The organism is Halomonas litopenaei (genome assembly GCF_017303055.1).
GTDB lineage: Bacteria > Pseudomonadota > Gammaproteobacteria > Pseudomonadales > Halomonadaceae > Halomonas > Halomonas litopenaei_A.
Genome location: NZ_JAEKJT010000001.1, coordinates 220414 through 245994 on the forward strand (window position 1 = coordinate 220414; position 25581 = coordinate 245994).

General features: G+C 63.7%; 23 protein-coding genes. 20 read left to right on the forward strand and 3 right to left on the reverse strand.

The genetic code is table 11. The features are described 5' to 3' along the window. Positions 1-120: 120 nt before the first annotated feature. Positions 121-654 carry a DUF2062 domain-containing protein gene (locus JF545_RS01115; RefSeq protein WP_206937354.1) on the reverse strand — a complete coding sequence of 178 codons (534 nt, stop codon included), beginning with the start codon at positions 652-654 and terminating at the stop codon, positions 121-123. A gap of 242 nt (positions 655-896) precedes the next feature. On the opposite strand from JF545_RS01115, the gene JF545_RS01120 reads away from it, so the two are divergent. The 7 genes from JF545_RS01120 to murB all read left to right on the forward strand — a co-directional run bounded on the left by JF545_RS01120 (position 897) and on the right by murB (position 8874). Beyond that, positions 897-3341 carry a DNA internalization-related competence protein ComEC/Rec2 gene (locus tag JF545_RS01120; RefSeq protein WP_206937356.1) on the forward strand — a complete coding sequence of 815 codons (2445 nt, stop codon included), beginning with the start codon at positions 897-899 and terminating at the stop codon, positions 3339-3341. A gap of 70 nt (positions 3342-3411) precedes the next feature. Then, on the forward strand, positions 3412-5307 hold the full coding sequence (gene msbA, locus JF545_RS01125; protein ID WP_206937359.1) for a lipid A export permease/ATP-binding protein MsbA: 1896 nt from the start codon (positions 3412-3414) through the stop codon (positions 5305-5307). Then, on the forward strand, positions 5308-6351 hold the full coding sequence (gene lpxK, locus JF545_RS01130; protein WP_206937362.1) for a tetraacyldisaccharide 4'-kinase: 1044 nt from the start codon (positions 5308-5310) through the stop codon (positions 6349-6351). A gap of 26 nt (positions 6352-6377) precedes the next feature. Beyond that, positions 6378-6590: a Trm112 family protein gene (locus JF545_RS01135; RefSeq protein WP_206937364.1), complete on the forward strand. Its 213-nt coding sequence runs from the start codon at positions 6378-6380 to the stop codon at positions 6588-6590. A 12-nt stretch (positions 6591-6602) separates the two neighbouring features. Beyond that, on the forward strand, positions 6603-7382 hold the full coding sequence (kdsB, locus tag JF545_RS01140) for a 3-deoxy-manno-octulosonate cytidylyltransferase (RefSeq protein WP_206937367.1): 780 nt from the start codon (positions 6603-6605) through the stop codon (positions 7380-7382). Beyond that, positions 7379-7876 (forward strand): low molecular weight protein-tyrosine-phosphatase, encoded by a 498-nt coding sequence (locus JF545_RS01145; RefSeq protein WP_242520551.1) that lies wholly within the window; start codon positions 7379-7381, stop codon positions 7874-7876. Before kdsB ends, JF545_RS01145 begins: the two co-directional genes overlap by 4 nt. After that, positions 7873-8874 carry a UDP-N-acetylmuramate dehydrogenase gene (murB, locus tag JF545_RS01150; protein WP_206937369.1) on the forward strand — a complete coding sequence of 334 codons (1002 nt, stop codon included), beginning with the start codon at positions 7873-7875 and terminating at the stop codon, positions 8872-8874. The genes JF545_RS01145 and murB overlap by 4 nt, the downstream gene beginning before the upstream one ends. A 102-nt stretch (positions 8875-8976) precedes the next feature. On the opposite strand, the gene JF545_RS01155 is transcribed toward murB, so the two are convergent. Next, positions 8977-12534, reverse strand: a complete 3558-nt coding sequence (locus JF545_RS01155; protein ID WP_206937372.1) for an Rne/Rng family ribonuclease — start codon at positions 12532-12534, stop codon at positions 8977-8979. Positions 12535-13101: 567 nt separating this feature from the next. Here JF545_RS01155 and JF545_RS01160 point away from each other — a divergent pair. The 4 genes from JF545_RS01160 to sppA all read left to right on the forward strand — a co-directional run bounded on the left by JF545_RS01160 (position 13102) and on the right by sppA (position 17328). Then, positions 13102-14049 (forward strand): RluA family pseudouridine synthase, encoded by a 948-nt coding sequence (locus JF545_RS01160; protein WP_206937374.1) that lies wholly within the window; start codon positions 13102-13104, stop codon positions 14047-14049. A 161-nt stretch (positions 14050-14210) separates the two neighbouring features. Beyond that, complete coding sequence (locus JF545_RS01165; RefSeq protein ID WP_206937377.1) at positions 14211-15446, forward strand: bifunctional alpha/beta hydrolase/OsmC family protein; 1236 nt, start codon at positions 14211-14213, stop codon at positions 15444-15446. A 64-nt stretch (positions 15447-15510) separates the two neighbouring features. Beyond that, positions 15511-16155 carry an HAD-IA family hydrolase gene (locus JF545_RS01170; protein ID WP_206937379.1) on the forward strand — a complete coding sequence of 215 codons (645 nt, stop codon included), beginning with the start codon at positions 15511-15513 and terminating at the stop codon, positions 16153-16155. Between the two features lie 120 nt (positions 16156-16275). Next, positions 16276-17328, forward strand: coding sequence for a signal peptide peptidase SppA (sppA, locus tag JF545_RS01175; RefSeq protein WP_206937382.1), 1053 nt, complete (start codon positions 16276-16278; stop codon positions 17326-17328). Between the two features lie 117 nt (positions 17329-17445). Here sppA and JF545_RS01180 read toward each other — a convergent pair whose 3' ends face one another. Beyond that, positions 17446-18036: a Maf family protein gene (locus JF545_RS01180; RefSeq protein WP_206937384.1), complete on the reverse strand. Its 591-nt coding sequence runs from the start codon at positions 18034-18036 to the stop codon at positions 17446-17448. A 146-nt stretch (positions 18037-18182) separates the two neighbouring features. Here JF545_RS01180 and JF545_RS01185 point away from each other — a divergent pair, with 146 nt between their 5' ends. From JF545_RS01185 to mltG, 9 genes are all read left to right on the forward strand, one after another. Next, a complete protein-coding gene (locus JF545_RS01185) occupies positions 18183-18716 on the forward strand; it encodes a YceD family protein (RefSeq protein WP_206937387.1) in 534 nt (177 codons plus the stop codon). 25 nt (positions 18717-18741) lie between these two features. After that, the gene (gene rpmF, locus JF545_RS01190) at positions 18742-18912 is read left to right on the forward strand and encodes a 50S ribosomal protein L32 (RefSeq protein WP_010627954.1); all 171 of its coding nucleotides are present in this window, start codon (positions 18742-18744) and stop codon (positions 18910-18912) included. A 33-nt stretch (positions 18913-18945) separates the two neighbouring features. Then, a complete protein-coding gene (plsX, locus tag JF545_RS01195; RefSeq protein WP_206937389.1) occupies positions 18946-19980 on the forward strand; it encodes a phosphate acyltransferase PlsX in 1035 nt (344 codons plus the stop codon). Between the two features lie 49 nt (positions 19981-20029). Continuing rightward, a complete protein-coding gene (fabD, locus tag JF545_RS01200) occupies positions 20030-20983 on the forward strand; it encodes an ACP S-malonyltransferase (RefSeq protein WP_206937422.1) in 954 nt (317 codons plus the stop codon). A 78-nt stretch (positions 20984-21061) separates the two neighbouring features. Continuing rightward, a complete protein-coding gene (gene fabG / locus JF545_RS01205) occupies positions 21062-21805 on the forward strand; it encodes a 3-oxoacyl-ACP reductase FabG (RefSeq protein ID WP_206937425.1) in 744 nt (247 codons plus the stop codon). A gap of 121 nt (positions 21806-21926) precedes the next feature. After that, positions 21927-22160 carry an acyl carrier protein gene (acpP, locus tag JF545_RS01210; protein ID WP_021820799.1) on the forward strand — a complete coding sequence of 78 codons (234 nt, stop codon included), beginning with the start codon at positions 21927-21929 and terminating at the stop codon, positions 22158-22160. A 244-nt stretch (positions 22161-22404) separates the two neighbouring features. Next, entirely contained in the window at positions 22405-23643 is a 1239-nt protein-coding gene (gene fabF / locus JF545_RS01215) for a beta-ketoacyl-ACP synthase II (protein WP_206937433.1), read from the forward strand. Beyond that, complete coding sequence (gene pabC / locus JF545_RS01220; protein WP_206937436.1) at positions 23643-24443, forward strand: aminodeoxychorismate lyase; 801 nt, start codon at positions 23643-23645, stop codon at positions 24441-24443. Before fabF ends, pabC begins: the two co-directional genes overlap by 1 nt. Before the next feature lie 91 nt (positions 24444-24534). Beyond that, the gene (gene mltG / locus JF545_RS01225) at positions 24535-25539 is read left to right on the forward strand and encodes an endolytic transglycosylase MltG (protein ID WP_206937439.1); all 1005 of its coding nucleotides are present in this window, start codon (positions 24535-24537) and stop codon (positions 25537-25539) included. Positions 25540-25581 lie beyond the last annotated feature (42 nt).

Consider the following 25581-nt stretch of genomic DNA (forward strand, 5'->3'; position numbering starts at 1 on the left):
GCATCGCAGCGGGGCCATTTTCTTTGCCAAGGTTGTCTTTGCCAAGGTTTTCTTTGCCAAGGTCTTGCGCAGGCCTCGCCAAGGCTGGGAGAGCGCGCCGGCAGCTGAGCGGGCGCTGCGTCAGGAGTGAGCGCGGGCCTGACGGCGGCGGCGCCGCCGCGCCTTCCAGCTGCGTGAGACCTGCCAGCGCCATAGCAGTCGAATGACCACATTGGCGAGGGCGCCGACAATGACCGCCGCCACCAGCGAGCCAAACAGCAGTGACGGCAATATGTCCATCAGCTGTCCTTGCAGCCACTCTGTGGTCAGGCGATGTGGGGCATGCAGTGCTGGTTGCTGCAAGAGCCATGCGCCAAGGCAGTAGTTGCCATAGAAGATGATCGGCATGGTCAGCGGATTGGTGATCCATACCAGGGCGACCGACAGCGGAAGATTACAGCGACCGAGGCGCGCGCCAAGTGCCGCTACCACCATTTGGCACGGAATAGGAAGCAGGGCGCTGAACAGGCCGACGCTGAATGCGTTGGCCACGCTACGCCGTGTCAGCACCCACAGCGCGGGGTCAGCAATCAGGTGAGCCATGAAGCGCAACGAGCGCTGCCGACGCAGGGCGTCTGGCGAGGGTAGATAGCGCTTTAGTAGTCGACGCGGCATGGAGTATCAGCTCAAGGCTGCGGATGCGTGGCTATTATCCATACAAGCCGATGCCCTTGCCATGACGTCGGCCAACGCTGTGCCTGAAAGACCTGACCTGGCCACCGGCTAGGTCTTGTTGGAGAGGAGCAAGTCGCTGTGCAGATGGGGGAGCTGAAAGGGCACTGAACAAGGGCGGCCACCCGCGCCTCAAGCCCGGGTGACGGGGACAAGGAAGGTCCACCAGCAGGAGTGCCATGGACATGACGGGCGGTCGGTCACTGTATTGGCGAGGCGCTGCCAAGGCGGGACAGCGGTCGCGCCAGAGGCGCGGTGGTGGGCCTGCGTGGCCATCACCGGCCGTCAGTCTAGCCAGCGGCGCCACCTTGGGCGGCGCGCTGATCGGCGTGGCGGAGCCTGCCATGTACCTTCTGCTCGCGGTCGCAGTGGCCAGCCTTGCCGCGCGACGCTGGCGACTGCTGCTGGGTGCATGGGTGGCGCTATGGGTGCTGCTGTCGCTGTTGCAGCAGCAAGGCGCGCGTCTTCCGGCGGGCCTTGCCGGAGTCACCTTGTTGGCCGATGTCCGTGTCAGCGCGGCACGTGAGCTGGCCGGGGCGCAGCGCCTGACGCTGGAGATCGAGCGCTGTGAACCGATGCTGGCTGACATGCTTGCCTGCGATCGCCTGGAGCGGGTTCGCGTCACCCATTACCTGGCGGCACATCAGGCAGCCGGTCTCGGCAGCCCGCTGCCGAGTGGACGCATGACGGTGGGCGAGCGCTGGCGCCTGGCGCTGCGCCTGCGGCCGCCAACAGGCGTGGCCAACCCTGGCCGCTTCGACTATGAACGCTGGCTGTGGCAGCAGGGCATTCAGGCGATCGGTGCCGTGGTATCGGAACCCCCGCCGTATCGCCGGGCGCTGGCACCAGAGGATCTGCGCGAGTCGCTGCTGGCCACGCTGGAGGGTCTGGCCTTGGCCGAGCGCACTCGTCGCTGGCTGGCGGCGCTGACGCTGGGTCGGGGCGAGCGCCTGGAGGCACAGGAGTGGCAGCTGCTGAACAGCACTGGAACCACTCATCTGGCGGTCGTGTCCGGGCTGCACGTTGGCTTGGTGGCGGTGCTCGCACTGGGCTGTGGGCGCTGGCTGTCTCGGAGGATTCAGCCTGGACGCTGGCGTCTGGTGCGCTGGCCATGGTGGTGGGCGGGAGGCTTTACCGCAGGCTTCGTCTGGCTGGTGGGTGCCGAGCCCCCGGCACTCAGGGCGCTGGTGATGATTGTCATCGCCCTATGGGTCGCCGGCGGTCGTCATGCGCCGTCGGCGTGGCAAGGCTTGGCGGTGGCCTGGACGCTGGTGGTACTTATCGATCCGCTGTCGCTCTGGCGTCCGGGGCTATGGTTGTCCTTTGGGGCGGTAGCCGCGTTGATCATCATGTGGCAAGGGCGCGGTCTGAAGCCGCACCAGCGGTCGGGCCGGGGCGTGCAGACGGCGTGGGTCACGCTGGTGCGTACCCAGCTTCTGCTGGCGCTTCCCATGGCGGGGCTGGTGCTGGCCTTTACGGGTCAAGTGTCGCTGGTGACGGTGCTGGCGAATCTGGTGGCGGTGCCGCTGGTGTCGCTGATACTGGTGCCGGCGGGCATGCTGGGTTGGGCGGTACTGCTCGTAGCTCCGCCGCTGGCACTGTGGTGGTGGAAGGGATGGGGGTGGGTGCTGGCGGCACTGCTTGAGCTGCTTGAGGGGCTGTCCTTGCCAGCCGCGACGGTATGGCTCGATGTCGATATCCGGCTCTCGCTGGCGTTGCTGCTGTGGGGCATTGGCGTCGTCATCTGTCTGCCCGGCATTGGGCGCGGTCTTAAGGGGGGCGCAGTGATCGCTCTGGGCGTTGCGCTGATCAGTCTGGCGCCGGCACGGCCCGACCCCCGTACCGTTCGCCTGGTGGTGTGGGATGTGGGGCAGGGCTTGATGGTCGAAGTCCATACCGCTGGCCATCGGCTGCTGTATGACAGTGGCCCACGCTATGCCTCCGGCTATGCCCCCATCGACGGTATCTGGCCGTCACCCCAGCAGTTTGACCAGGTCATTATCAGCCATGCTGACCTGGACCACTCGGGTGGCGTGGCGCGCCTGGTCGAACAGCATGAGGTGGCGCACTGGTGGCATCCCGCTGGACGGATACCCGGTTTACCTGCTGAGCAAGCTGCCGACGGCTGCCACTGGGGGCAGCAATGGCGCTGGGAGGGCGTCGACTTTCGTTTTCTATGGCCAGGCTCGGATGAGGCTGTCGCGACACTGGAGTCCAATGATCAGTCCTGTGTGTTGCTGGTCAGCTCCCCTGGAGGGAGTGTGCTGATTACCGGCGACGCCAGTCGCCGGGTCGAGCGCTACCTGATCGCTCAGCTGCCCTCGCCGCCGGCGGTGCTGGTGGTCGGGCACCATGGCAGCGACGACAGCACCGGCGCCGCACTGATCGACGCCAGGGCGCCGCAGTTGGCGGTAGCCTCCAGCGCCGCCTTCAACCGGTTTGGCCATCCCCATGATGATGTGATTCGGCGGCTTCGGCAGGCAGGCAGCTGTATCCTCGACACAGGGCTCGATGGTCAGCTGGTGATCGATCTGGACAGGGCCGGCGTGCATCTGGTCAGCAGTGGACGCCGACGTCATCTGCACGGCGGTGTCGAAGGTCTCTGCCATGGGGTAGAATCTCGCCACTGAATCTCGCTGCCCTGTGCAACCTGCTGGTGTGCCAGCGAGCTGGCGTCGTCAACAGGCTCGGTCGCGGCTGATGCCGAAGAGGCTGAATGCTGCGCTGATCGACGTGCTGGTGGTCGACGTGCTGGCAGTTGACCTGTTGGCAGTCGACCTGCTGGCAGAAACGCAGCAGGTGAACCCAGCCAGGCTGGGTCATGCGACAGGGCTGATTCCCCTTGCAACTGGAGCCAACGTGAGCGAATACTCCGGCTGGGCGCTGTACAAGCGCCTCCTTGGTTACGTCAGGCCGTTCTGGAAGTCCTTTCTTGTCGCGGTGATCGGTTACGCGATCTACGCGGCCTCCAGTACGGCGCTGGCCGAGATGATGAAGCGCCTGATCGACGGCATTCAGAATCCCGACGCAGCGTTTCGACTGTTTTTGCCGCTGTTTGTGGTGGGCATGTTCGGCGCGCGCGGTCTCGGCACCTTCCTCGGCACCTATTTCATGAGCAATGTGGCGCGCAATATGGTTCATCGGCTGCGCTGCGATGTGTTCAATCACATGCTGAGACTACCGGGGCGATTCTTCGACAATCACTCCTCGGGGCATCTGATCTCCCGCGTCACCTATCACGTGGAGCAGGTGACCGGTGCGGGCACCAAGGCCATTACGGTGGTGCTGCAGGAAGGCCTGTTCGTGCTCGGCCTGCTGGGCTATCTGCTGTGGACCAACTGGATGCTGACGCTGCTGTTCATGGCAGTGACGCCATTGATTGGTGGCGTAGTCAGCTATGCCAGCAAGCGATTTCGCAAGATATCCAAGCGCATCCAGCGCTCCATGGGAGATGTCACCCATGTCGCCTCCGAGGCGCTGACCGGCTATCGCGTCGTGCGCACCCACGGGGCAGAGCAATACGAGATGACCCGCTTCCATGACGCCAGTGAGGTCAATCGTCGACAGAGCCTCAAGGAGGCCTTGACCAAGGCCACCAGCACCCCGGTCATCCAGCTGTTGGTCGCCCTGTCGCTGGCGCTGCTGGTGTGGCTGGCGATGTCGCCTGCGCTGATGGACAACATGACCCCAGGCGAATTCGTGGCCTTCATCACTGCAGCGTCGCTGATGGCCAAGCCCATCCGCTCATTGAGCGAGATCAATGGCACCATCCAGAAGGGGATCGCCGCCTCCAGTGAGCTGTTCGGCCTGCTGGACGAGCCCGAGGAAGTCGATAGCGGGAGCTTGGTCCCGGGTCGTCTGCGTGGTGACATTCAGCTCGAGCAGGTGCGTTTCGCCTATGGCAGTGACCAGCCGGAGGTGCTCAAGGGCATTGACCTCAGCGTTCGTCAGGGGGAAATGGTTGCCATCGTCGGACGCTCGGGCAGCGGCAAGTCCACCCTGGTGAGCCTGTTGCCGCGCTTCTATCAAGCTACCGGCGGTCGCATTCTGATTGATGACGTAGCCATTGAGGAGTACCAGCTGACGGCGCTGCGTCAGCAGATCGCCCTGGTCAGCCAGCAGGTCACGCTGTTCAACGCCACCATCGCCGAGAACATCGCCTATGGCGTCCCAGACGCGGATCCTGCCGCGATCGAGGCTGCCGCCAAGGCGGCCCATGCCCACGAGTTCATCGAGCGCATGCCCGGCGGCTACCAGGCGCTGGTCGGAGACAACGGCGTGATGCTGTCAGGCGGCCAGCGTCAGCGCATGGCCATCGCCCGGGCGATATTCAAGGATGCCCCGATCCTGGTGCTCGATGAAGCGACCTCTGCGCTCGACACGGAATCCGAGCGCCATATCCAGGCGGCTTTGGAAGAGGTCTGCAAAGGCCGCACGACGCTGGTCATCGCTCACCGCCTGTCGACGATTGAGCGCGCCGATCGCATTCTCGTGATGGAGCAGGGGGAAATCATCGAGCAGGGCAGTCACAGTGAGTTGCTGGAGCGTGAGGGGGCTTACGCCGCCCTGCACCAGCTGCAGTTTCAGGAGGCCTGAATGGGGCTTGGTCAACGCTGGCTCGATGCCGCCTACCGAGGCTCGCCGTGGCTGACCTTGCTGCGCCCGCTGGAGCTTCTGTATCGGCGTGAAGTCGAGCGGCGCGCCAAGGCGTACCGAAAGGGTTCTCGCCAGGCCTGGCGAGCGTCCGTACCGGTCATCGTCGTGGGTAATCTGACCCTGGGCGGGACCGGCAAATCCCCGCTGGTGGCCTGGCTTGCTCGGCGCCTGAAGGAGCAGGGTTGCCGCCCTGGAGTGCTCTCGCGCGGTTATGGCGGTAAGTCGGACGCCTATCCACTGCTGCTGACGCCCACCACTGAGGTAGCAGAATGCGGCGATGAGCCCCGGATGCTGGCGGATCAGACCGGACTGCCGGTGGTGGTGGATCCGGACCGCCCGCGTGGCGCTCAGCGCCTCATCGATGAAGGCTGCGACGTGATTGTCACCGATGATGGCCTGCAGCATCACGCCCTGGCTCGCGACATCGAGCTGGTCGTGGTGGATGGCAGGCGCGGGTTCGGCAATCGACGCTGCTTGCCCGCCGGGCCCTTGCGTGAGCCCTTGGCCCGACTTTCCAGTGTTGACGCCTTGTTGATCAATGGCGATGGAGCTGCCAGCTTGCCCGCAGGGTACCGCATGCGGCTCGAGCCTTCAGGCTGGCGCCGGTTGGGGGATTCACGGGTCTATCCGCCGTCACCCTTGCCGTTCGACGGCCCAGTAGTGGCCGTGGCCGGCATCGGGCATCCGCAGCGATTTTTCGCCACCCTGGATGAGCTGGGGGTCGACTACCTGGCTCGGCCTTTCAGCGATCATCATCGTTATACCCCTGCGGATGTAACGACGGACAACGGGCAGCCAATGGTCATGACCGCCAAGGATGCGGTCAAATGCAGGGACCTGGCTCCGACTGATGGCTGGGTGCTGGATGTGGAGGCGCGTCCAGATCCTGACTTTATTCGCTGGTTCGATCAGCGCACGGCTGGTTGGTCGGATGGGCGCCGAGATACGGCGGCAGGCGCCTCCGGCGCTGACGGTATCCAATGACGAGATTCTGAAGTGGGGAGACGATGATGGACAAGGAACTTCTGGCAATGCTGGTGTGCCCCCAATGTCAGGGCAAGCTGCGCTATGACCGCGAGGCCAACGAACTGTGCTGTCTGTATGACGGTCTGGCCTATCCGGTACGAGACGGGATTCCGGTGATGCTGGCAGAGGAAGCCAGGGTCATGGACGTGGACGAGACGCTGAAGAGCCATCCAGGGCGCGGCGAGCCGCAAGGGTAGGGAGCAGTATCGATGCAGGATTTCATTGTCGTGATTCCAGCACGCTACGCCTCGACGCGGTTGCCGGGCAAGCCTCTGGCCGATATCGCCGGGCGTCCCATGGTGGCCAGGGTCTGGGATCTGGCCAAGCGCTCACTGGCCAGTCGAGTCGTGATCGCTACCGATGACCCGCGCATCGAGCAGACAATGTCTGACCTTGGTGCGGAAGTGGTGATGACCCGTGCGGATCACTCGACCGGCACCGATCGGCTGGCGGAAGTGGTCGACCTGCTGCAGCTGAACGATGAGGCAGTGCTGGTCAATGTTCAGGGCGATGAGCCCTTGCTGCCGCCGGAGCTTGTCAATCAGGTGGCGATTCGCCTGATGCGGGACGAGGGGGCATCGGTCGCGACCCTGGCAGAATCCATTGGCGATGTGGACACCTTGTTCAATCCCAACGTGGTCAAGGTGACCCGTGCCGCCTCGGGGCGGGCGCTGACCTTTACCCGGGCGCCGATGCCGTGGGACCGAGAGGGCTTCCGTGAGCCCCCCAGCGTATTGACCACCGATGCCTGGCTACGCCATATCGGGCTGTATGCGTATCGCGCGGGCTTTTTGCGCGCCTACAGCGAGTGGCTGCCCGCTCCTATCGAGCAGCTGGAGCAGCTGGAGCAATTGCGCGCGTTGCACTACGGACACGCTATTCAGGTGGCCCTGGCAGAGCAGACGCCAGGAGCCGGCGTGGATACAGAGGAGGACCTCGCCCGCGTGCGCGCTCACTTCGAGCAGCGGGCGAGAGGAGCCACGCCATGAGACTGGACGACTCGCCCGCGAAGATTCGTGTGCTGTTTGTCTGCCTGGGCAATATCTGCCGCTCGCCGACCGCAGAGGGAGTGTTCCGTCAGCAGGTGCGCGCGTTAGGCCTTGATGACCGTGTCGAGATTGACTCGTGTGGCACCGGCGGCTGGCACATCGGCGAGCCCCCCGATGCACGGGCGCAGCAGGCGGCGAAGCAGCGGGGCATCGATATTTCCGGGTTGCGTGGTCGGCAGCTGTGCCAAGAGGATTTTACGCGTTTCGATGTTGTACTGGCGATGGACCACGACAACCTCGCCGAGCTGGAGCGATGGATGCCGACCGATAGCCAGGCTTCGATAGGCTTGTTGATGGAGTGGGCCGGTGAGCCTGGGGCGGCCGTGCCGGATCCTTACTATGAAGGTGGCTTCGATAGGGTCTATGCGATGATCGAGCGGGCCTCCCAGGCGCTTGCGGCAGAGCTGGAACAGCGCCTGGAGGCGGTGAGGTGAAGCTATCCATCGAGCACGACGTGATGCTGTCCGGGGCCAACACGCTCGGCCTGCCCTGCAGGGCGGAGCGAGTGGCAGTCGCCAGGGATCGTCAGCAACTGGCAGCACTGCTGGAGAGCAGCCGCGATGAGCCGGTGACGCTGTTGGCCGGGGGCAGCAACCTGATCCTGCCCAGCGTGCTTCCAGGACTGACGCTTCGGCCCCAGCTGGACTACTGGTGGATCGAGCGTCGCGGCAGCGAGGCCCTGGTGCACGTGGGGGCGGGGGTCAGCTGGCATCGGCTGGTGATGGCCCTGGCTCGCGACGGCTGGTGGGGGCTTGAGAACCTTGCCCTGATTCCCGGTCATTGTGGAGCGGCACCCATACAGAATATCGGTGCCTACGGCGTCGAACTGGCCGACGTGCTGGCCTCGGTGAGCGTTCTTCATCGCGCCGACGGCAGGGCGGAGACTCTGGACGTAGATGCCTGTGGCTTCGGCTACCGGGAGAGTCGCTTCAAGGGGGAGTGGCAGGGGAAAGTGATCATCACCGACCTGACCCTCAAGGTGACTCGCCATGGAGCTCCCAGGCTCGGATATGGCGATCTGGCCCAGCGGGTGAGTGCCAAGGCGTCGGCCCTGGAGGTCGCCGAGGCCGTCTGTCAGGTGCGTCAGGAAAAGTTGCCGGACCCGCAGGTCCTCGGCAACGCCGGCAGTTTTTTCAAGAATCCTGTGGTGGATGCGTATCGGGCTGAGGCATTGGCCGAACAGTTTCCCGCCATGCCCCGCTACCTGCTGGAAGATGGCAGGGTGAAGCTGGCCGCTGGCTGGTTGATTGATCAGTGCGGTTTGAAAGGCTGGCGCGACGGCCACTTCGGCGTTCATGACCGCCAGGCGCTGGTGCTGGTGCATCATGGTGGTGGCGATGCACAGGAGCTGCTGACTTTCGCCGACAAGGTGGCTGGACGGGTGGCAGAGCGCTTTGGGGTTACGCTGGAGAGGGAGCCCCGCCTGGCCTAGGCGATGGTGGCCACGGGCCAAGGTCGCTGAGCACGGTGTCTATCACGTTTGCACAAAAAAACGCCCGCAGCCTTGGCTGCGGGCGTTTTTGGTTGGCCGAGACTAGACGTTGTGACTATCGCCCGTCTTGTCCTGGCTGGCAGCCACCGAGCCTGACTCACGCTTTCGCTGTTCGCGCGGGTCGTTGTGGGCACGGCGACGGCGGCGACGAGCAGGCTTGTCCGACGCGCTGCTCTTGCTGTCGCTATCGTCTTCTGCCTTGGCTTCAGCTGTCGGGGCCTCAGCAGCCTTGCTCTCAGCTTCCGCCTTCGTCTCTGCCGGCTTAGCCTCAGCCGCCTTCGCTTCAGCCGTCTTGGACTCGCTCGGCTTTGCTTCGGTCGGCTTGGTTTCGCTCGGCTTTGATTCGGTCGGCTTGGGCTCAGCAGGCTTTGACGCAACAGCCTTGCTGTCAGTCACCGCCTTGGCTTCCGTCGGCTTCGTTTCAGCCGCTTTGGCCTCAGCCGGCTGGGCCTCGACAGCCTTGGACTCAACAGCCTTGCTGTCAGTCACCGCCTTGGCTTCCGTCGGCTTGGCTTCAGCCGCTTTGGACTCAGCAGGCTTGGCCTCGACAGCCTTGGTCTCGGCAGGCTTGGACTCAACAGCCTTGCTGTCAGTCGCCGCCTTGGCTTCCGTCGGCTTCGCTTCAGCCGTTTTGGACTCGGCAGGCTGGGCCTCGACAGCCTTGGTCTCGGCAGGCTTGGACTCACTAGCCTTGCTGTCAGTCGCCGCCTTGGCTTCCGTCGGCTTCGCTTCAGCCGTTTTGGACTCGGCAGACTTGGACTCGACAGCCTTGCTGTCAGTCGCCGCCTTGGCTTCCGTCGGCTTCACTTCCGCTGGCTTGGTCTCAGCCGACTTGGTCTCGGCGGGCTTGGACTCAACGGGCTTGGACTCAGCAGCCTTGGTGTCAGCCGCCTTGCTGTCAGCTTCCGCCTTGGTGTCAGCTGGCTTGGCTTCGGTCGGCTTGGCTTCAGCGGTTTTGGTCTCAGTCGCCTTACTGTCCGCTTCCGGCTTGGCTTCAGCAGGCTTGGCTTCAGCGGTCTTGCTGTCAGCTTGCTGCTTGGGATCCGCTGCCTTGGCGTCGGTGGGCTTGGCGTCTGCCGTCTTGGCGTCAGCAGCCTTGGACTCAGTCCCCGCCGGGGCGTTGACGTTCTGGTCGGCCTTAGTGGCTGGGGCCTTGGGAGCGTCAGTGGTGCCCGCTTCGGCTGACTGACCATGGTCGTCGCTAGCGGCAGCCTCTGCCTGCAGGCGCTGTTGCTCCTTTACGGCATCGGGATTGATCGCCTGCTTGCGGCTGCGATTACGCGGATTGTTGCGGGTGCGCTTGGGCTTGGTGTCCTTGGGTGCGTCGCTGGCAGCCGGGCCGTCAGCCTGAGCGGCGCTCTGGCTGTTCTTGGCCGTGCTGGGCTTGGCACTGGATGCCTTACTGTCGTCGCCCTTGCGAGACTCCTGCTGACGCGGCTCTTGCTGGCGTGACGCCTGCTGACGTCCGTCGTCGCGACGTGAGCGCTGACGGTTGTCGTTGCCATCGCTCTTGTCGTTACGGGTGTCGGCCTTGGGCTGACGACGATCCTGCTGGCGGCGGTCCTGACCACTGCTGTCACTGCGACGTTCCTGGCCGCTGTTGTCACTGCGACGGTCCTGGTTATCGCTGCGCCCGGCGCGTTGGCTGTTGCTCTGCTGGCGCTGGTTGGTCTGACCGTTGCTGCGACGATTGCGCTGACGTCCGCTGTCGCTACGCTGGCCGCCGTCAGAGCGCTGCTGCCGTTCGGAGGCGTTGGCGTTCGTCTTGCGCGTGTCGGAGCGAGCGCTGTCGCTGGTGTCTTCTTCGCCGCCGAGGAAGCGAGCGAAGCCTTTCACCAGGCGCCCAAACAGTCCCGCATTGTGCACGCCCGCCTGACTGGTATTGGCTGCCGGCTGGCGCTGTTGCCGCGCAGGGGTCTGGCGGCTGGCGCGCTGAGGCGCTGCCGGGCGCGCTTCCTTGGCCACTTCTTCCTCGTTGAGAGAAGCGGGGGCGGGAGCGTTATGCACGACGCTCTTCACCGCTGCCTCGGCGCGCTGCACCGGCTTGCCGAACGCAGCGTCGGGTTCCTTGCCGACCTCGGTGTCGGTGGACAGCTCGAAGCTGGAGGCGTGGGCGGTGCCTTCTTCATCGACGTGATCATCGCGCAGGCGCTGCACGTCGTAGTGCGGCGTATCCATGTCCGGGCTGGGCAGCACGACCACGCGTACGCCTTGGCGACGCTCGATTTCGGCCAGTACGGCGCGCTTCTCGTTGAGCAGGTAGGTGGCTACCGGCACCGGCAGAATGGCGCGAATCTGCGCGCTGCGCTCCTTCATTGCCTCTTCTTCGATCAGGCGCATCACCGACAGCGACAGCGAGCGGACATCGCGGATAGTGCCCTGACCATCGCAGCGGGGACAGACCACGCCGCTGGTTTCGCCCAGGGAAGGGCGCAGGCGCTGGCGTGACATTTCCATCAAGCCAAAGCGTGAGATGCGTCCGATCTGGACCCGGGCGCGATCAAGCTTGAGGGCATCACGCGCGCGATTCTCGACCTCACGCTGATTGCGTGCGGGCCCCATGTCGATGAAGTCGATGACCACCAGGCCACCGATGTCCCGCAGACGCAGCTGTCGTGCGATTTCGTCGGCAGCCTCGAGGTTGGTCTGCAGTGCGGTCTCTTCAATATCGCTGCCGCGGGTGGCCCGCGCCGAGTTGATGTCGATGGACACCAGCGCCTCGGTGTGATCGATGACGATGGACCCACCGGAGGGCAACTTGACCTCCCGCTCGTAGGCCGTCTCGATCTGTGACTCGATCTGGAAGCGGGAGAACAGCGGTACCTCATCGGCGTACAGCTTGATCTTCTGCTGATAGGAGGGCATCACCTGGCGAATGAAGGAGAGCGCTTCCTGGTGAACCTCGGGGCTGTCGATCAAGACCTCGCCGATGTCCTGGCGCAGGTAGTCGCGCATGGCGCGAATAATGACGTTGGATTCGCGGTAGATCAGGAAAGGCGCAGAACGCTTGCCGGCCTCTTCGGTGATGGACTCCCACACCTGAACCAGATAGTCCAGATCCCACTGGAGTTCTTCCGGGGAGCGCCCGATACCTGCGGTACGGACGATCAGGCCCATCTTGTCAGGCACCGTCAGCTGGCCCATGGCTTCCTTGAGCTGGGCACGTTCCTCGCCTTCGATGCGACGCGAGATACCGCCGGCGCGGGCATTGTTGGGCATGAGGACCAGGAAGCGGCCAGCCAGGCTGACAAAGGTGGTCAGTGCAGCACCCTTGTTGCCACGTTCTTCCTTGTCGACCTGAACGATGACTTCCTGGCCTTCCTTGAGGACTTCCTTGATGCTGGGACGTCCTGAGGGCTCCTTGATGAAGTACTCGCGAGCGATTTCCTTGAGCGGCAGGAAACCGTGTCGCTCGGCACCAAAGTCGACGAACGCCGCTTCGAGGGAGGGTTCCACGCGGGTGATCTTGCCGCGATAGATGTTGGCTTTTTTCTGTTCCCGGGCACCGGATTCGATGTCCAGGTCGTACAGGCGTTGTCCATCCACCAGGGCGACGCGCAGCTCTTCAGGCTGGGTCGCGTTGATGAGCATCCGTTTCATGTTGTCTCGCAAAATGGGCGCGCCGGAGGGCGCCCATTGGCAACGGCAATGGTGAACCGCTGGTGCAGCGTGCTTGTGCTCAGCGCATGTCGCGGAAGCTGCGCCCGGCCACGACATCCAGCTGCGATCGCCGTGGCATGATCATGTTGAGTACGGGGCGGAGGGAGAACGTGTCTCGGTGGGGCCTTGCCCATCCGGTCCTGCCGTCACCGCCAACACCTGGCATTCAATCGATTCACCGTTGCCGGCCTCCGGCACGGTGTTGTACGTCTCCCGACGACAGTGGAGGGCGACCACTCAGGGTGGAGGCATGTCCGTTGCGTCGGGCGTGATGTTGTCACCTTTACATCGGCGGCGGGATCTCTCAGGGATCGTCGCGGCCTCTGCGGTAAACGCTGTGTCAGTCACATTTCGCTCAGGCCTGCGTGTCTGTCGTGCAGGCGCTTGCTGGGATCAATCGGACCCGGGGAGCGAGAGGGCAATATAACAGTAATGCCAAGGGTCAGCAATTGGCGACAAGCTGCGCTAGAATGGCGTTTTAATGCGGGTTTCCAGTGGAGTGACAGCGTGGCCGAAGGGCGTGACGTACAGTGGGTGGAAGTGACCGAGGGCCAGGTCGGCCAGCGCGTCGATAACTTTTTGATGAGTCGGCTCAAGGGCGCGCCGCGCTCGCTGGTGTACCGGATCGTGCGCAAGGGCGAGGTGCGGGTCAACAAGAAGCGGGTGAAGGCGGACACGCGTCTAGCGCTGGGGGATCTGGTGCGTATCCCGCCGCTCAAGCTGGCGCCACAGGAGGCTGTGCGCGAGGTCAGTGACAACCTGCGCAACCTGCTGGCCGGCAGTGTGCTGTTGGAAGGGCCGGACTGGATGGTGCTGAACAAGCCCTCAGGGCTTGCCGTGCATGGAGGCAGTGGCGTCAAGATCGGCTTGATCGAGGCGCTCCGCCAGGTGCGGGAAGATCTGGATTTTCTTGAGCTGGTGCACCGACTGGACCGTGACACCTCCGGCTGCCTGCTGTTGGCCAAGTCGCGTCCTGCGCTGCTGTCGCTCAACCAGTCCTTGAAGCAACACAAGATGAACAAGCAGTACCTGGCGCTGGTGGCCGGGCGCTGGCCCGCCCGACGTGACTTCGTGAGTGCACGCCTGGATCGCTACGACGCCGGCAATGGCGAGCGACGGGTGAGAGTCGATGCGGCGGGCAAGGTGGCGCGTACTCGTTTCGCCGTGCGCGAAACCTTTGCCGGTGCCACCCTGGTCGAGGCGGAGCCGATTACCGGTCGTACCCATCAGATTCGTGTGCATGCGACCCATGGCGGCCATCCATTGCTTGGTGATGACAAGTACGGCAGTCGTGAGGGCGCTCGCCTGAGTCGCGAACTGGGTCTTGAGCGGCTGTTCTTGCACGCGGCGTCACTGACGTTCCCCGAGCCGACCAGTCAGCGGCCGGTGCAGATTCGGGCGCCGCTGGATGACGCTCTCGAGGCGGTGCTCGAGCGCGCGAGAAAGCGTCAATAAGTCAGCTGGAGGAGGTCTCAGGCGGCCTGCTGGCATGTCCTTCAGGGGTATCTCGCCTGCACACCTTTTTGTGGCGGTGGCTGCTGCCATGACCAACTCTTCGGGTAAGGAGTCGGCGCCTTGCGGCGACGACTCAGGACAGTCCCAGAGGAGAGATGGCGATGCGTGTGTTGAGCGAGAAGGTGACCTTTGCCGGTCAGGATGGACAGCAGCTGGCGGCGCGCCTGGATCGCCCCGAGGGCAGCGAGCCCCAAGCCGTGGCGATCTTTGCGCACTGTTTCACCTGCACCAAGGATATTCTTGCCGCCAAGCGTATCGCCGCCGGACTGGTATTGCGCGGCGTAGCGGTGCTGCGCTTTGACTTTACTGGGCTGGGACACTCCGAGGGTGAGTTCGCCAACACCCACTTTTCATCGAATGTCGACGACCTGTTGGCGGCCGCTGCTTATCTGGAGGGAATGGGCTTGGCGCCAGGACTGCTGGTCGGGCACTCCCTGGGCGGAGCCGCAGTGCTGGCGGCGGCGGGTCAGCTGCCGGCGGTGAAGGCGGTGGCGACCATCGGTGCTCCGTTCGATCCGGCCCATGTGCTGCATAACTTTGGCGCAAGTCTGGAGCTCATTGAGCGACAAGGCGAAGTCAAGCTGGAGTTGGCAGGCCGCCCCTTCACCATCCGCAAGACCTTTGTCGACGACCTGCGTGAGCAGCGCCAGCGTCAGCGTATCGAGGCGCTAGGGCGCCCCTTGCTGGTGTTGCATGCGCCGGGGGATGAGACCGTCGACATCGAGAATGCCGCTGCGATATTCGGCGCCGCTCGCCATCCCCGCAGCTTTATCTCCCTGGATGATGCCGACCACCTGCTGACCCGGGCCGCCGACGCCGAGTACGCCGCCGAAGTGGTGGCCAGTTGGGCGTCCCGCTATCTGGGGCTGGTGGCGCCCAAGCCACTGCCGGGGGTGCCCGAAGGGGTGACCCGGGTGTCCGAGGCGGACCCCGGCGGGTTTCGCCAGGATGTGCTGGCGGGGGCGCATCATCTGCTGGCGGACGAGCCGCTATCCTATGGCGGAACCAATCTGGGATTTACGCCGTATCAGCTGCTCGCGGCCGCCCTGGGCGCCTGCACGTCGATGACGGTGCGTAGCTATGCCAGGCGCAAGAAGCTGGCCCTCGATGATGTGACGGTGGATGTCAGTCACGACAAGATTCATGCCGTGGACTGTAGCGAATGCGAGGCGAGCGGTGGCAAAATCGACCGCTTCGAACGTGTTCTCCACCTTGCCGGTGCCTTGACCCAGGATGAGCGTGATGCGCTGCTGGCCATCGCCGACCGTTGTCCTGTACATCTCACCCTGGAAGGTCAGGCCCTGGTGGTCACTCGACTGGCGGGCGAACCCCGCTGAGGGGTGGCAGGACACGACCCATGCAGTGAGGGCTCCCCTGCGGTGCCCGCCGAGGAGCCATGTCTTGCGCTACGATCTGACCATATTTGATTGGGATGGCACCCTGATGGACTCCATCGCCCGCATCGTTTCCTGTATGCAGGCGGCGGCCCGAGAGGTCGAGTGGGGCGAGTTGGGTGCTGCCGAGGTGCGCAACATTATCGGTCTGGGGCTGCCTGAGGCGATCGCGACGCTATGCCCCGGCATCTCTCCCGACCACGCAGAAAGACTGAAAGCGCGATATTCCTGGCACTTCGTCGAGGGAGATTCGACGCCGGTCACCTTCTATCCGGGGGTAGAGGCAGGGCTTGCTGAGCTCTCTCGGCAAGGCGCCTTGGCCGTGGCCACCGGCAAGAGCCGCAAGGGCTTGGATCGCATCTTCCGGCAGAGCGACACCGGGCGTTTCTTTGTGGGAAGCCGGACCGCCGATGAAACTCGCTCGAAGCCGCATCCGCAGATGCTGGAGGAGTTGCTCGCCGAGTGCGGCGTGCCGCCCGAGCGAGCGATCATGATCGGCGACACCGAATATGACATGGAAATGGCGCGGGCCATCGGCATGCCGCGTATGGCGGTCAGCTACGGTGTGCATGACGTGGCAAGGCTTGAGCGCACGCAGCCGGTGCTGATCGCTGATGACTTTGGTCAGGTGCTTGAGCACTTGCGCGGATAGTGGGATGGATCATCGGACGGCTAGCTGACGTCGTGGGTGCAATAGAGCGCCAGGTGGCGGTGATGACGAGTGGACAGCTTGTACCGTTGTCTGGCTATCCAGAGTGTCGAGGAGTGAGATATGGCAAACACGCCCAAGGATGATCCCTGGACCGAGGGGGAGGCGTCAGTGCAGCCTGCTGCGCCAGAGCGCGGGGGGGATGACAATGCTGAGGTCCTGCGAGAGCGTCAGAGGCTCGCGCAGATCGAGAGCATGGATCGCTGGATACAGGGCGTGCTGGTCGAGCAGCGGCGTGGGCGGCGGTGGAAGCTGTTCTTTCGCTTTGCCTGGCTGCTGCTGGTGGCGGGCGTCATTGCATCGGTGTGGTATGCGTTGACGATGACACCCGACGAGGATGCCGTGCAGGGGGAGCACCTGGCGCTGGTCAGTGTCGAGGGCGTCATCGACAGCGAGTCACCGGCGAACGCCGAACGCCTGATTGAGGGTCTCGAGGCCGCGTGGGAGGCGCCGGATGCTCGCGCCATCGTGCTTCACATCAATAGTCCGGGCGGCAGTCCTGTACAGTCACAGCGGGTGTATCGGGCGATTACGGCGCTGCGCGAACAGGGGGACAAGCCGATCATTGCCGTGATCGAGGACCTCGGCGCAAGCGGTGCCTATTATATGGCGGCGGCTGCGGATGAAATCGTGGCGGCTCCGTCCAGCCTGGTGGGATCCATCGGTGTGATCTATGCCGGTTTTGGGCTTGATCAAGTGATCGACGACCTCGGTGTCGAACGTAGAGTGTTTACCGCGGGTGATAACAAGGCATTTCTCGACCCCTTCTCCGAAATGCGCCCTGATCAGCAGGTGTTCTGGCAGAACGTGCTTGATACGACCCATCAGCAGTTTATTGACGCGGTCAAGGCCGGTCGTGGCGAACGCCTTGCCGAAGACCCGAAGGTCTTCAGCGGGTTGATCTGGACCGGGGAGCAGGCCCTGGAGCTGGGCTTGGTGGACCGCCTCGGCACTCTCGATGATGAGGCTCGTCACTGGCTGGACGAGCCAGTCATCGAGGACTATACCCCCTCCCAGGACCCGCTGGACCGTCTGGCTCGCCGCTTTGGCGTGTCGCTGGCGCATTGGATGGGGTTGCCCCAGGCAGCGTCGCCGCTGCGCTACCAATTACCTTGAGTCACTGTGCTGTCAGCTGCCTTGAGCCGCGAGCGCTATGAGTTGCCGGGAGTCGTTGCCTGGCGTGTAACGCTGACCACAGAGCATAATCCGCTGCCTTTGCCTTAAGTGGGCGGGTCAGGGCGTCGCCAGCAACGGATCCGCGCCTGCCTCTCGCAGCCATCGGCAGAGCAGGATCAGAGGTAGCCCAATCAAGCTATTGGGGTCGTCTCCCTCGAGTCGTTCGAACAGGGTGATGCCGAGGCCCTCCATGCGGAAGCTGCCGGCGCACTGCAGGGGTTGCTCGCGCTCGACGTAGGCCTCAATCTCGGCGGCGCTGAGCTGCCTGAAGACAACGTCGAAGTGCTGGTGTCCTACCCAGTGTCGTTGGCGGGCGGTGTCGAGCAGGGCGAGGCCGGTGACGAAGCGCACGCGCTCGCCGGAGAACTGAGCCAGCTGAGCGCGCGCACGCTCTGCCGTATGGGGTTTGCCCAGGATCTTGTCGCCAAACACGGCGACCTGGTCGGAACCGATGATCAGGTGCGACGAATAGATGTCCGCCAGGGCCATGGCCTTGGCGGAGGATAGTCGCTGGACCAGGGTCGTGGGAGATTCCTGTGGGCGCGGGCTCTCGTCAATATCGGGGCTGGCCCAGGAGAAGGGCAAGCCCAGGCGCTCGAGCAGTTCGCGGCGCCAGGGTGAGCTGGAAGCCAGGACCAGAGGTGTCATGCCGTTTTCCTTGTCGACAGTGTGGGGTAAGGCCGAGGCGCGGCGGCGTTAACGCCGGGCGTGCCGCGGATGAAAGATGAAACATGGTAACCTATTGAGTACTGGGCTTTGACAGGGGGCAGACGAGTGCCTATCATTGCGCGCCTATGTTGACCTCACGATTGCCCGGCCGGGTCGAGCCCTATAAGCTCGCAGCCCAAGCCGAACACCTTGAAGGCCTGGTGGCACTGGCCGAAATGAGTCGCTTGACCGACGAAGTCGGCGCTCAGCAGGGCGATGCCAGCGCGTGGCTGGAATTCGCCATCGACGCCCAAGGGCGTCGGGTGATCCGGGGGCGCCTGGAGGCCGAATTGCAGCTGCCCTGTCGCCGCTGCCTCGAGCCCATGGCTCAACATGTCGCAAGCGACTTCCTGCTCGGGCTCGTCAGCAGTGACGACCTGGCCGCGGACCTGCCTAGCACCCATGAGCCGGTGCTGGTGGAAAATGAACAGCTGGATCTCCTGGGTGTGATCGAGGATGAACTGATCCTCAGTCTGCCCCAGGTGGTCTACCACGACGAGTCAGAGTGTCCTGTCTCGCGCGACCAGCTGAGCAGCGGGGCAGAGGCCGAAGTTTCGGAAGCGCCCTCTGGCAGCCCCTTTGACGTGCTCAAGCGCCTCAAGGGCAACACCGATACCTGATCGATATTTTGTGGAGTGATTTCCCATGGCAGTTCAACAGAACCGTAAGACTCGTTCCAAGCGCGGCATGCGTCGTAGCCACGACGCCCTGAGCGCGCCGACCCTGTCCCAGGACAAGGAAACTGGTACTACTCACCTGCGTCACCACGTGTCTCCGGACGGCTTCTACCGTGGTCGCAAGGTTGTCGACGTATAAGTCGACAACGGCTGATGCTCGCTGGCCGCCGTAATGCGGATCGCCGTTGATGCCATGGGTGGGGACAAAGGTCCTCGCGCCACCGTGGCAGGCGCGGCCAGCGCTGTCATCGAAGACCCCCAGATCGATATCCAGCTGTTTGGCCCCAAGGCCCTGTTGGAAGATGAGATCTCACGCCTGCCGCGGCCTCTGGTCGCGGCGGCGTCGCATTTGCACCTCTGTGATGCTCCAGACGTCATCGCCGCCGATATGCGCGCCTCCCAGGCGCTGCGAAGCGGTGGCCGTTCGAGCATGGCGCGTATGCTGGAGAGTGTTGCAGCAGGTGATGCAGCGGTTGGGGTGAGTCCGGGCAACACCGGCGCTCTGATGGCGCTGTCGCGCCGAGCGCTGGGAATGGTGCCCGGCGTACCGAGGCCTGCCATCAGCACCGCCATCCCGACGCGGGATGATGGGCGCTGTTATTTGCTTGACCTGGGTGCCAATGTCGATGTTTCGGCAGAGCGATTGGTGGACTTTGCCCTGATGGGCGATATTATGGCCCGCCACGTTGATGGCCTGGTCGCCCCGAGGATCGCGCTGTTGAATGTCGGCGTTGAATCCACGAAGGGTTCTGCCGTGGTCCAGGACGCTGATGCCATGCTGCGACAGCTGCCTGGGCTCAACTATCTGGGGTTTATCGAGGGCGATGGCGTGTTTGCCGGCGAGGCAGACGTCGTGGTCTGCGATGGCTTTGTCGGCAATGTGCTGCTCAAGGCCAGCGAAGGGCTGGCCAAGATGCTGGTAAGGCGCGTTCAAGCCACCTTCGAGGCGCACTGGGGTAGTCGCCTGGTGGGACTGCTGGCGCGCCCAGCCCTTAAACGATTGAAGAGCGAACTGGATCCCGTTCGCTACAATGGCGCCAGTCTGCTTGGGCTGGCCGGGATCGTGATCAAGAGTCATGGCAGCTGTGACGCCCAGGGCTTTCACTACGCCCTGAGACGCGCGTCCCAGGAGGTGCGCCGTGACTTGCCGAGCCGGCTGCACGCCGAGCTCGACCATCGTCGTTTGGCACGGACGCGCACCCGCTGAGGGTGGGCGTGGTGCCGGGCGGCAGCCAACAAGAGCATAGGTGATCAAGATGACACAACCGCTTGCCCTCATCTTCCCTGGGCAGGGGTCGCAACAGATCGGCATGCTGCGCGATCTCGCCGAACGCTACAGCGTGGTGAGAACCACCTTCGAGGAAGCCTCCGAGGCACTGGGCTATGACCTTTGGCAGGTGGTCCAGGAGGGGCCGGAAGAGTCGCTGAATGCAACGGCATGCACGCAGCCAGCGCTGCTGGCATCCAGCGTGGCCATCTGGCGTGTCTGGCAGGAGCTTGAAGGGCCTCGCCCCGGTGCCATGGCTGGCCACAGTCTCGGCGAGTACAGCGCCATGGTGTGCGCTGGAGCGCTGCCGTTTGCAGAAGGTATTCGTCTCGTGCGTCTGCGCGGCGAGGCCATGCAGCAGGCGGTGCCTGCGGGGCAGGGCGCCATGGCGGCCATACTTGGGCTGGACGACGCTGCGGTAGAGCAGGCCTGTGCGTCCGCCGCTGAAGGCGACGTGGTCTCGGCGGTCAACTACAATGCACCCGGTCAGGTGGTGATTGCGGGCAGCAAGGCGGCCGTAGAGCGCGCCATTGTGGCGTGTCAGGAGGCTGGGGCAAAGCGCGCTATGCCGCTGCCGGTATCCGTGCCGTCTCACTGTGCCTTGATGCGCCCTGCGGCCGAGAAGCTCGAGCAGGCCTTGGCCGAGGTCGAGTTGAAGGCGCCCCGCTATACCGTGATCCAGAACGTGGACGCGCAGGCTCACGCGGACGTGGCGACGCTGCGCACACGGCTGGTCGAGCAGCTGTATCAGCCGGTGCGCTGGGTCTCCTGTGTCGAGAAGATGGTGGCGGATGGCGCTGACGTCTTTATCGAGTGCGGGCCTGGCAAGGTGCTGACAGGGCTGAACAAGCGCATTTCTCGCGGTACGCGCGGGCTGGCGGTGAATGACCCCGACAGCCTTGCTGCGGCGCTTGAGTTGGCGCGTGAGGTGCCCGCGGTTTGACGGTGGCTGACGCCCTGACGCGTCGCCTTTTGGCCCGGCAAGAAGCCGGGCAGCAATGACCAAGCAATGGAAGTGACCATGACAACCGAGCCTAGAGTCGCCCTGATCACCGGAGCCAGTCGCGGGATTGGCCGAGCCATTGCCCACGAGCTGGGTCGGCAGGGTCGCATTGTGATTGGCACCGCCACGTCTGATGCTGGTGCAGACCGCATCGACGCGGACCTCAAGGAGCAGGGCATTCAGGGGGCGGGCCGCCGCCTGGACGTGACCGACATGGCCAGCATCGAAGCTCTGATGAAGTCCATCAATGACGAATTCGGTGCGCCGACGATCCTGATCAACAATGCTGGCATCACCCGTGACAACCTGCTGATGCGCATGAAAGAGGATGAGTGGGATGGCGTGCTGGATGCCAACCTGAAGTCCGTCTATCGTCTCAGCAAGGCCTGCCTGCGCGGCATGAGCAAGGCTCGCTGGGGGCGTATCGTGTCGATCAGCTCCGTGGTGGCCACCATGGGCAACGCCGGTCAAAGCAACTATGCTGCCGCGAAGGCTGGCATGGAAGGGTTTACTCGCGCCCTGGCGCGTGAGGTGGCATCTCGGGATATCACGGTCAACGCCGTGGCGCCGGGCTTCATTGCCACTGACATGACCGATGCACTGTCTGACGAGCAGCAGGACAAGCTCAAGGGGCAGGTGCCATTGGCTCGTCTGGGCAAACCCGAAGAGATCGCTGCTGCGGTAGGCTTCTTGACCAGTGAGGGCGCAGGCTATATCACTGGTGAAACCCTGCACGTCAATGGCGGCATGAACATGCGTTAAATGCACGCTCTGCGTGTGTTGCGTCGACCCCAAGGGGTCTATAAACTACCCCGCAGTTTAGTTGCGGAATTAACCAGCTGGTCATCAGAACGGCTAACGTGAACGACTGGAGTATGTCTAAATGAGCACCATCGAAGAGCGCGTGAAGAAAGTTGTAGCAGAGCGCCTGAACGTCAAGGAAGAAGATATTCAGAACTCATCTTCCTTCACCGAGGACCTGGGCGCTGATTCCCTGGACACCGTTGAGCTGGTGATGGCGCTGGAAGAGGAATTCGACACCGAAATTCCTGACGAAGAAGCCGAGAAAATTACCACCGTTCAGGAAGCGATCGACTACGTCAACGCCAACCAGTAAGCCCGTCTCGATACGTCGAGTCGGTCTTGCGGTGGCGGACATGTCCGCTTGCTGAAAGGCCGGGGAGTCTACTCCCCCATGAGCCGCTCTGGTTATTCCAGGGCGGCTTTTGCGTGGTCGGCCAGGTAGCCTCGAACCAGGTTGCCGGGGGGAGCACAGTGGCATCTGTCTCGGGTATAATGCGCGCAACCGACGGTCCCCTGAGGGCAGGGCCGCAATTTCAAGGAAGTCTGGAGGAAAGCTGATGGCTCGCAGAAGGGTAGTGGTGACCGGCCTTGGTCTGGTCACGCCGGTGGGCAACACCGTCAAGGAAAGCTGGGACAGCATTCTGTCCGGCAAGAGCGGTATCGCGCCCATCGAGCACTTCGATGTCAGCGGCTTCAATACCCGCTTTGGCGGCTCGGTGAAGAACTTCGACATCAGCCCCTATCTCAATCCCAAGGATGCCAGGAAGATGGACCTGTTCATCCAGTACGGGATTGCGGCAGGCGCTCAGGCGATTGAGGATGCGGGCATCGAGTGCACCGACGAAAATGCCGACCGCATCGGTGTAGCCATCGGCTCGGGCATTGGCGGCTTGCCGATGATCGAGCACAATCACAACGCGCTGAACAAGAGTGGCGCCCGGCGTATCTCGCCGTTCTTCGTGCCGGGGTCCATCATCAACATGATCTCCGGCAACCTGGCGATTCAGCACGGCTTCCGCGGTCCCAATATTGCCATCACCACGGCCTGCACCACCGGCACTCACAACATCGGCTACAGTGCCCGCACGATTGCCTACGGCGATGCCGATGTGATGGTCTGTGGTGGCGCCGAGATGGCGACCACGCCGCTGGGTCTTGGTGGTTTCTCGGCCGCTCGTGCGCTGTCGACGCGCAACGACGATCCCCAGTCGGCAAGCCGCCCCTGGGACAAGGATCGCGATGGCTTTGTGCTCTCCGACGGCGCTGGCGTGGTGGTCCTGGAAGAGTACGAGCATGCCAAGGCCCGTGGCGCCACCATCTACGCGGAGCTGATCGGTTTCGGCATGAGTGATGACGCCTACCATATGACGTTGCCACCGGAAGATGGTCGTGGTGCGGCGGCCTCCATGGCCAACGCCATCAAGGATGCCGGTATCGATGCCTCCGAGATCAACTACGTGAACGCTCACGGTACCTCGACGCCTGCCGGTGACCTTGCCGAGAGTCGCGCGGTCGAGAAGGTCATGGGTGCGGCGGCCAATCAGGTGGCCGTCAGTTCCACCAAGTCGATGATCGGTCATCTGCTGGGGGCCGCCGGTGCCGTAGAGGCCGTCTTCAGCATCCTGGCGATCCGTGATCAGGCGCTGCCGCCGACCATCAACCTGGACAAGCCCCAGGAAGGCTGCGTGCTGGATTACGTTCCGCACACCGCTCGCGATGCCAAGGTGGATGTCACGCTGTCCAACTCCTTTGGGTTCGGCGGCACCAACGGCACCCTGGTGTTCAAGAAGGTGTAATGGAAGAGCCCGTGCTGCCCCTGAGCGATCGGGGGCTTGCTTATGGTGACGGCCTGTTCGAGACGATTCTGGTGCGTGATGGCCGGCCGCTTCTGTGGGCCGAGCACGTGGATCGGTTGCTGCGAGGGTGTCGAGCGCTGAGTCTGCCGCCTCCGGGGTCGGTCGAGCTGATCGACAGCCTGGCATGTTGCGGTCCGGGCTTGGGGGTGCTCAAGCTGGTGTATACCCGCGGTAGCGGTGGCCGAGGCTATGCGCCTCCCCCGTCGGTGAGTCCGCGCCTGGTGTCGACCTGGTCTTCATTCACGCCGGACGCCCGGCGTTGGCACGAGGGCGTGCAGGTGCGCCTCTGCCGGCTGCGGCTGGCCGCACAGCCGGCGCTGGCGGGCATCAAGCACTTGGCGCGTCTGGAGAATGTCCTGGCACGCAATGAATGGCACGACACCGAGATCGCTGAGGGTCTGATGCTGGATGAGCATGGCGCGGTAGTGGAAGCGACCGCCATGAACGTGTTCTTGCGAGCGTCTGAAGAGGCTCCTGTGGTGACGCCGCCACTCGATCGTTGCGGCGTGGCGGGCACGCTGCGCCAGGCCTTGATCACGGCCGGAGCGGTCAGCGAGGCGCCGCTGGACGTCGATCAACTACAGGCGGGAGCGTCGCTGTGGGTGGGCAACAGCGTCCAGGGTGTCTGGCCGGTCAAGCAGCTGAGTGACAGCCAAGGGCGGCAACTATCGCATTGGACGGTCACGCCGTCCGGTAGCTGCCAGTTTCAGCAGCAGGCGCACGCCCTGTTGGGTTATTGAGGTGCCGCTGGCTGTCCCTCCGCTTCCCCCTCATGCGGTGCCAACGGATGTTGACCTGCGTCGAATCGGCGCAACCTGATAAGGAATGATCATGCGCACAGCGCTGAAAGCTCTGTTGATTCTTGTGGTGCTGGGTGCCACCGCGATGTTTGGTGGTTATCAGTACTGGCAGCAGCGCCTTGGGGCCGAGATTAGGCTGGATCAGCCCATGCTGTACGAGGTCTCTCCCGGCGACGGATTCAACCGCGTGGTGAGTGATCTTGAACAGCAGGGCGTGCTGGCCGATGCCTGGGCCTTCAAGTTGCTGACTCGGATCGAGCCCGATCGCGTGCCGTCGCTCAAGGTCGGCGAGTATCTGCTGGAGCCGGGCATGAGCGGCATGCAGGTGCTGGATAAACTGGCCAGCGCCGATGTCGTGACCTATAGCGTGACGATTCCGGAAGGCTGGACCTTTCAGCAGATGCGCGACGCTCTCGACGGTGCCGAAAAGCTGGCCCACCTGACGACCGACATGTCCAGCGATGACCTCATGGCAGAGCTTGGGCGAGAGGGTGATCACCCTGAAGGGCGCTTCTTTCCAGACACCTACACCTATCACAAGGGAGTATCGGACCTGGAAATCCTGCGTCAGGCCATGAAACAGATGGATGACCTGCTAGCCGGTGCCTGGGCCGAGCGCGACGATGACCTGCCGCTGGCGACGCCGTATGAGGCGTTGATCATGGCATCGCTGATCGAGCGCGAGACCGGTGCTCCCGAGGAACGTCGCGAGATCGCTGGCGTGTTCAAGCGACGGATGGAGCGCGGTATGCGGCTGCAGACGGACCCCACGGTCATCTACGGCATGGGAGAGCGTTATGAGGGCAACATCACCCGTGCCGATCTGCGTGAAGCCACCCCTTACAACACCTATGTCATCGATGGCCTGCCGCCGACGCCCATTGCGCTTCCAGGGCGTGCCGCCATTGAGGCAGCGGTGCATCCGGCCGAGGGCGAGACCCTGTATTTCGTGGCGAAAGGGGATGGCACGCATCATTTCTCGCGGACCCTTCGCGAACACAACAACGCCGTCAACCGTTACATTCGTGGCCGCTGACGATAGCGCCATGGGTTGATCCCCTGTTTCCACTACGGTGCT

Excerpts from the sequence above, each read along its gene's own strand:
- JF545_RS01115 (WP_206937354.1), bottom strand. The coding sequence starts at position 654 with ATGCCGCGTCGACTACTAAAGCGCTATCTACCCTCGCCAGACGCCCTG.
- JF545_RS01120 (WP_206937356.1), top strand. The coding sequence starts at position 897 with ATGACGGGCGGTCGGTCACTGTATTGGCGAGGCGCTGCCAAGGCGGGA.
- msbA (WP_206937359.1), top strand. The coding sequence starts at position 3,412 with ATGCCGAAGAGGCTGAATGCTGCGCTGATCGACGTGCTGGTGGTCGAC.
- lpxK (WP_206937362.1), top strand. The coding sequence starts at position 5,308 with ATGGGGCTTGGTCAACGCTGGCTCGATGCCGCCTACCGAGGCTCGCCG.
- JF545_RS01135 (WP_206937364.1), top strand. The coding sequence starts at position 6,378 with ATGGACAAGGAACTTCTGGCAATGCTGGTGTGCCCCCAATGTCAGGGC.
- kdsB (WP_206937367.1), top strand. The coding sequence starts at position 6,603 with ATGCAGGATTTCATTGTCGTGATTCCAGCACGCTACGCCTCGACGCGG.
- JF545_RS01145 (WP_242520551.1), top strand. The coding sequence starts at position 7,379 with ATGAGACTGGACGACTCGCCCGCGAAGATTCGTGTGCTGTTTGTCTGC.
- JF545_RS01155 (WP_206937372.1), bottom strand. The coding sequence starts at position 12,534 with ATGAAACGGATGCTCATCAACGCGACCCAGCCTGAAGAGCTGCGCGTC.
- JF545_RS01165 (WP_206937377.1), top strand. The coding sequence starts at position 14,211 with ATGCGTGTGTTGAGCGAGAAGGTGACCTTTGCCGGTCAGGATGGACAG.
- sppA (WP_206937382.1), top strand. The coding sequence starts at position 16,276 with ATGGCAAACACGCCCAAGGATGATCCCTGGACCGAGGGGGAGGCGTCA.
- JF545_RS01180 (WP_206937384.1), bottom strand. The coding sequence starts at position 18,036 with ATGACACCTCTGGTCCTGGCTTCCAGCTCACCCTGGCGCCGCGAACTG.
- JF545_RS01185 (WP_206937387.1), top strand. The coding sequence starts at position 18,183 with ATGTTGACCTCACGATTGCCCGGCCGGGTCGAGCCCTATAAGCTCGCA.
- rpmF (WP_010627954.1), top strand. The coding sequence starts at position 18,742 with ATGGCAGTTCAACAGAACCGTAAGACTCGTTCCAAGCGCGGCATGCGT.
- plsX (WP_206937389.1), top strand. The coding sequence starts at position 18,946 with ATGCGGATCGCCGTTGATGCCATGGGTGGGGACAAAGGTCCTCGCGCC.
- fabD (WP_206937422.1), top strand. The coding sequence starts at position 20,030 with ATGACACAACCGCTTGCCCTCATCTTCCCTGGGCAGGGGTCGCAACAG.
- fabG (WP_206937425.1), top strand. The coding sequence starts at position 21,062 with ATGACAACCGAGCCTAGAGTCGCCCTGATCACCGGAGCCAGTCGCGGG.
- acpP (WP_021820799.1), top strand. The coding sequence starts at position 21,927 with ATGAGCACCATCGAAGAGCGCGTGAAGAAAGTTGTAGCAGAGCGCCTG.
- fabF (WP_206937433.1), top strand. The coding sequence starts at position 22,405 with ATGGCTCGCAGAAGGGTAGTGGTGACCGGCCTTGGTCTGGTCACGCCG.
- pabC (WP_206937436.1), top strand. The coding sequence starts at position 23,643 with ATGGAAGAGCCCGTGCTGCCCCTGAGCGATCGGGGGCTTGCTTATGGT.
- mltG (WP_206937439.1), top strand. The coding sequence starts at position 24,535 with ATGCGCACAGCGCTGAAAGCTCTGTTGATTCTTGTGGTGCTGGGTGCC.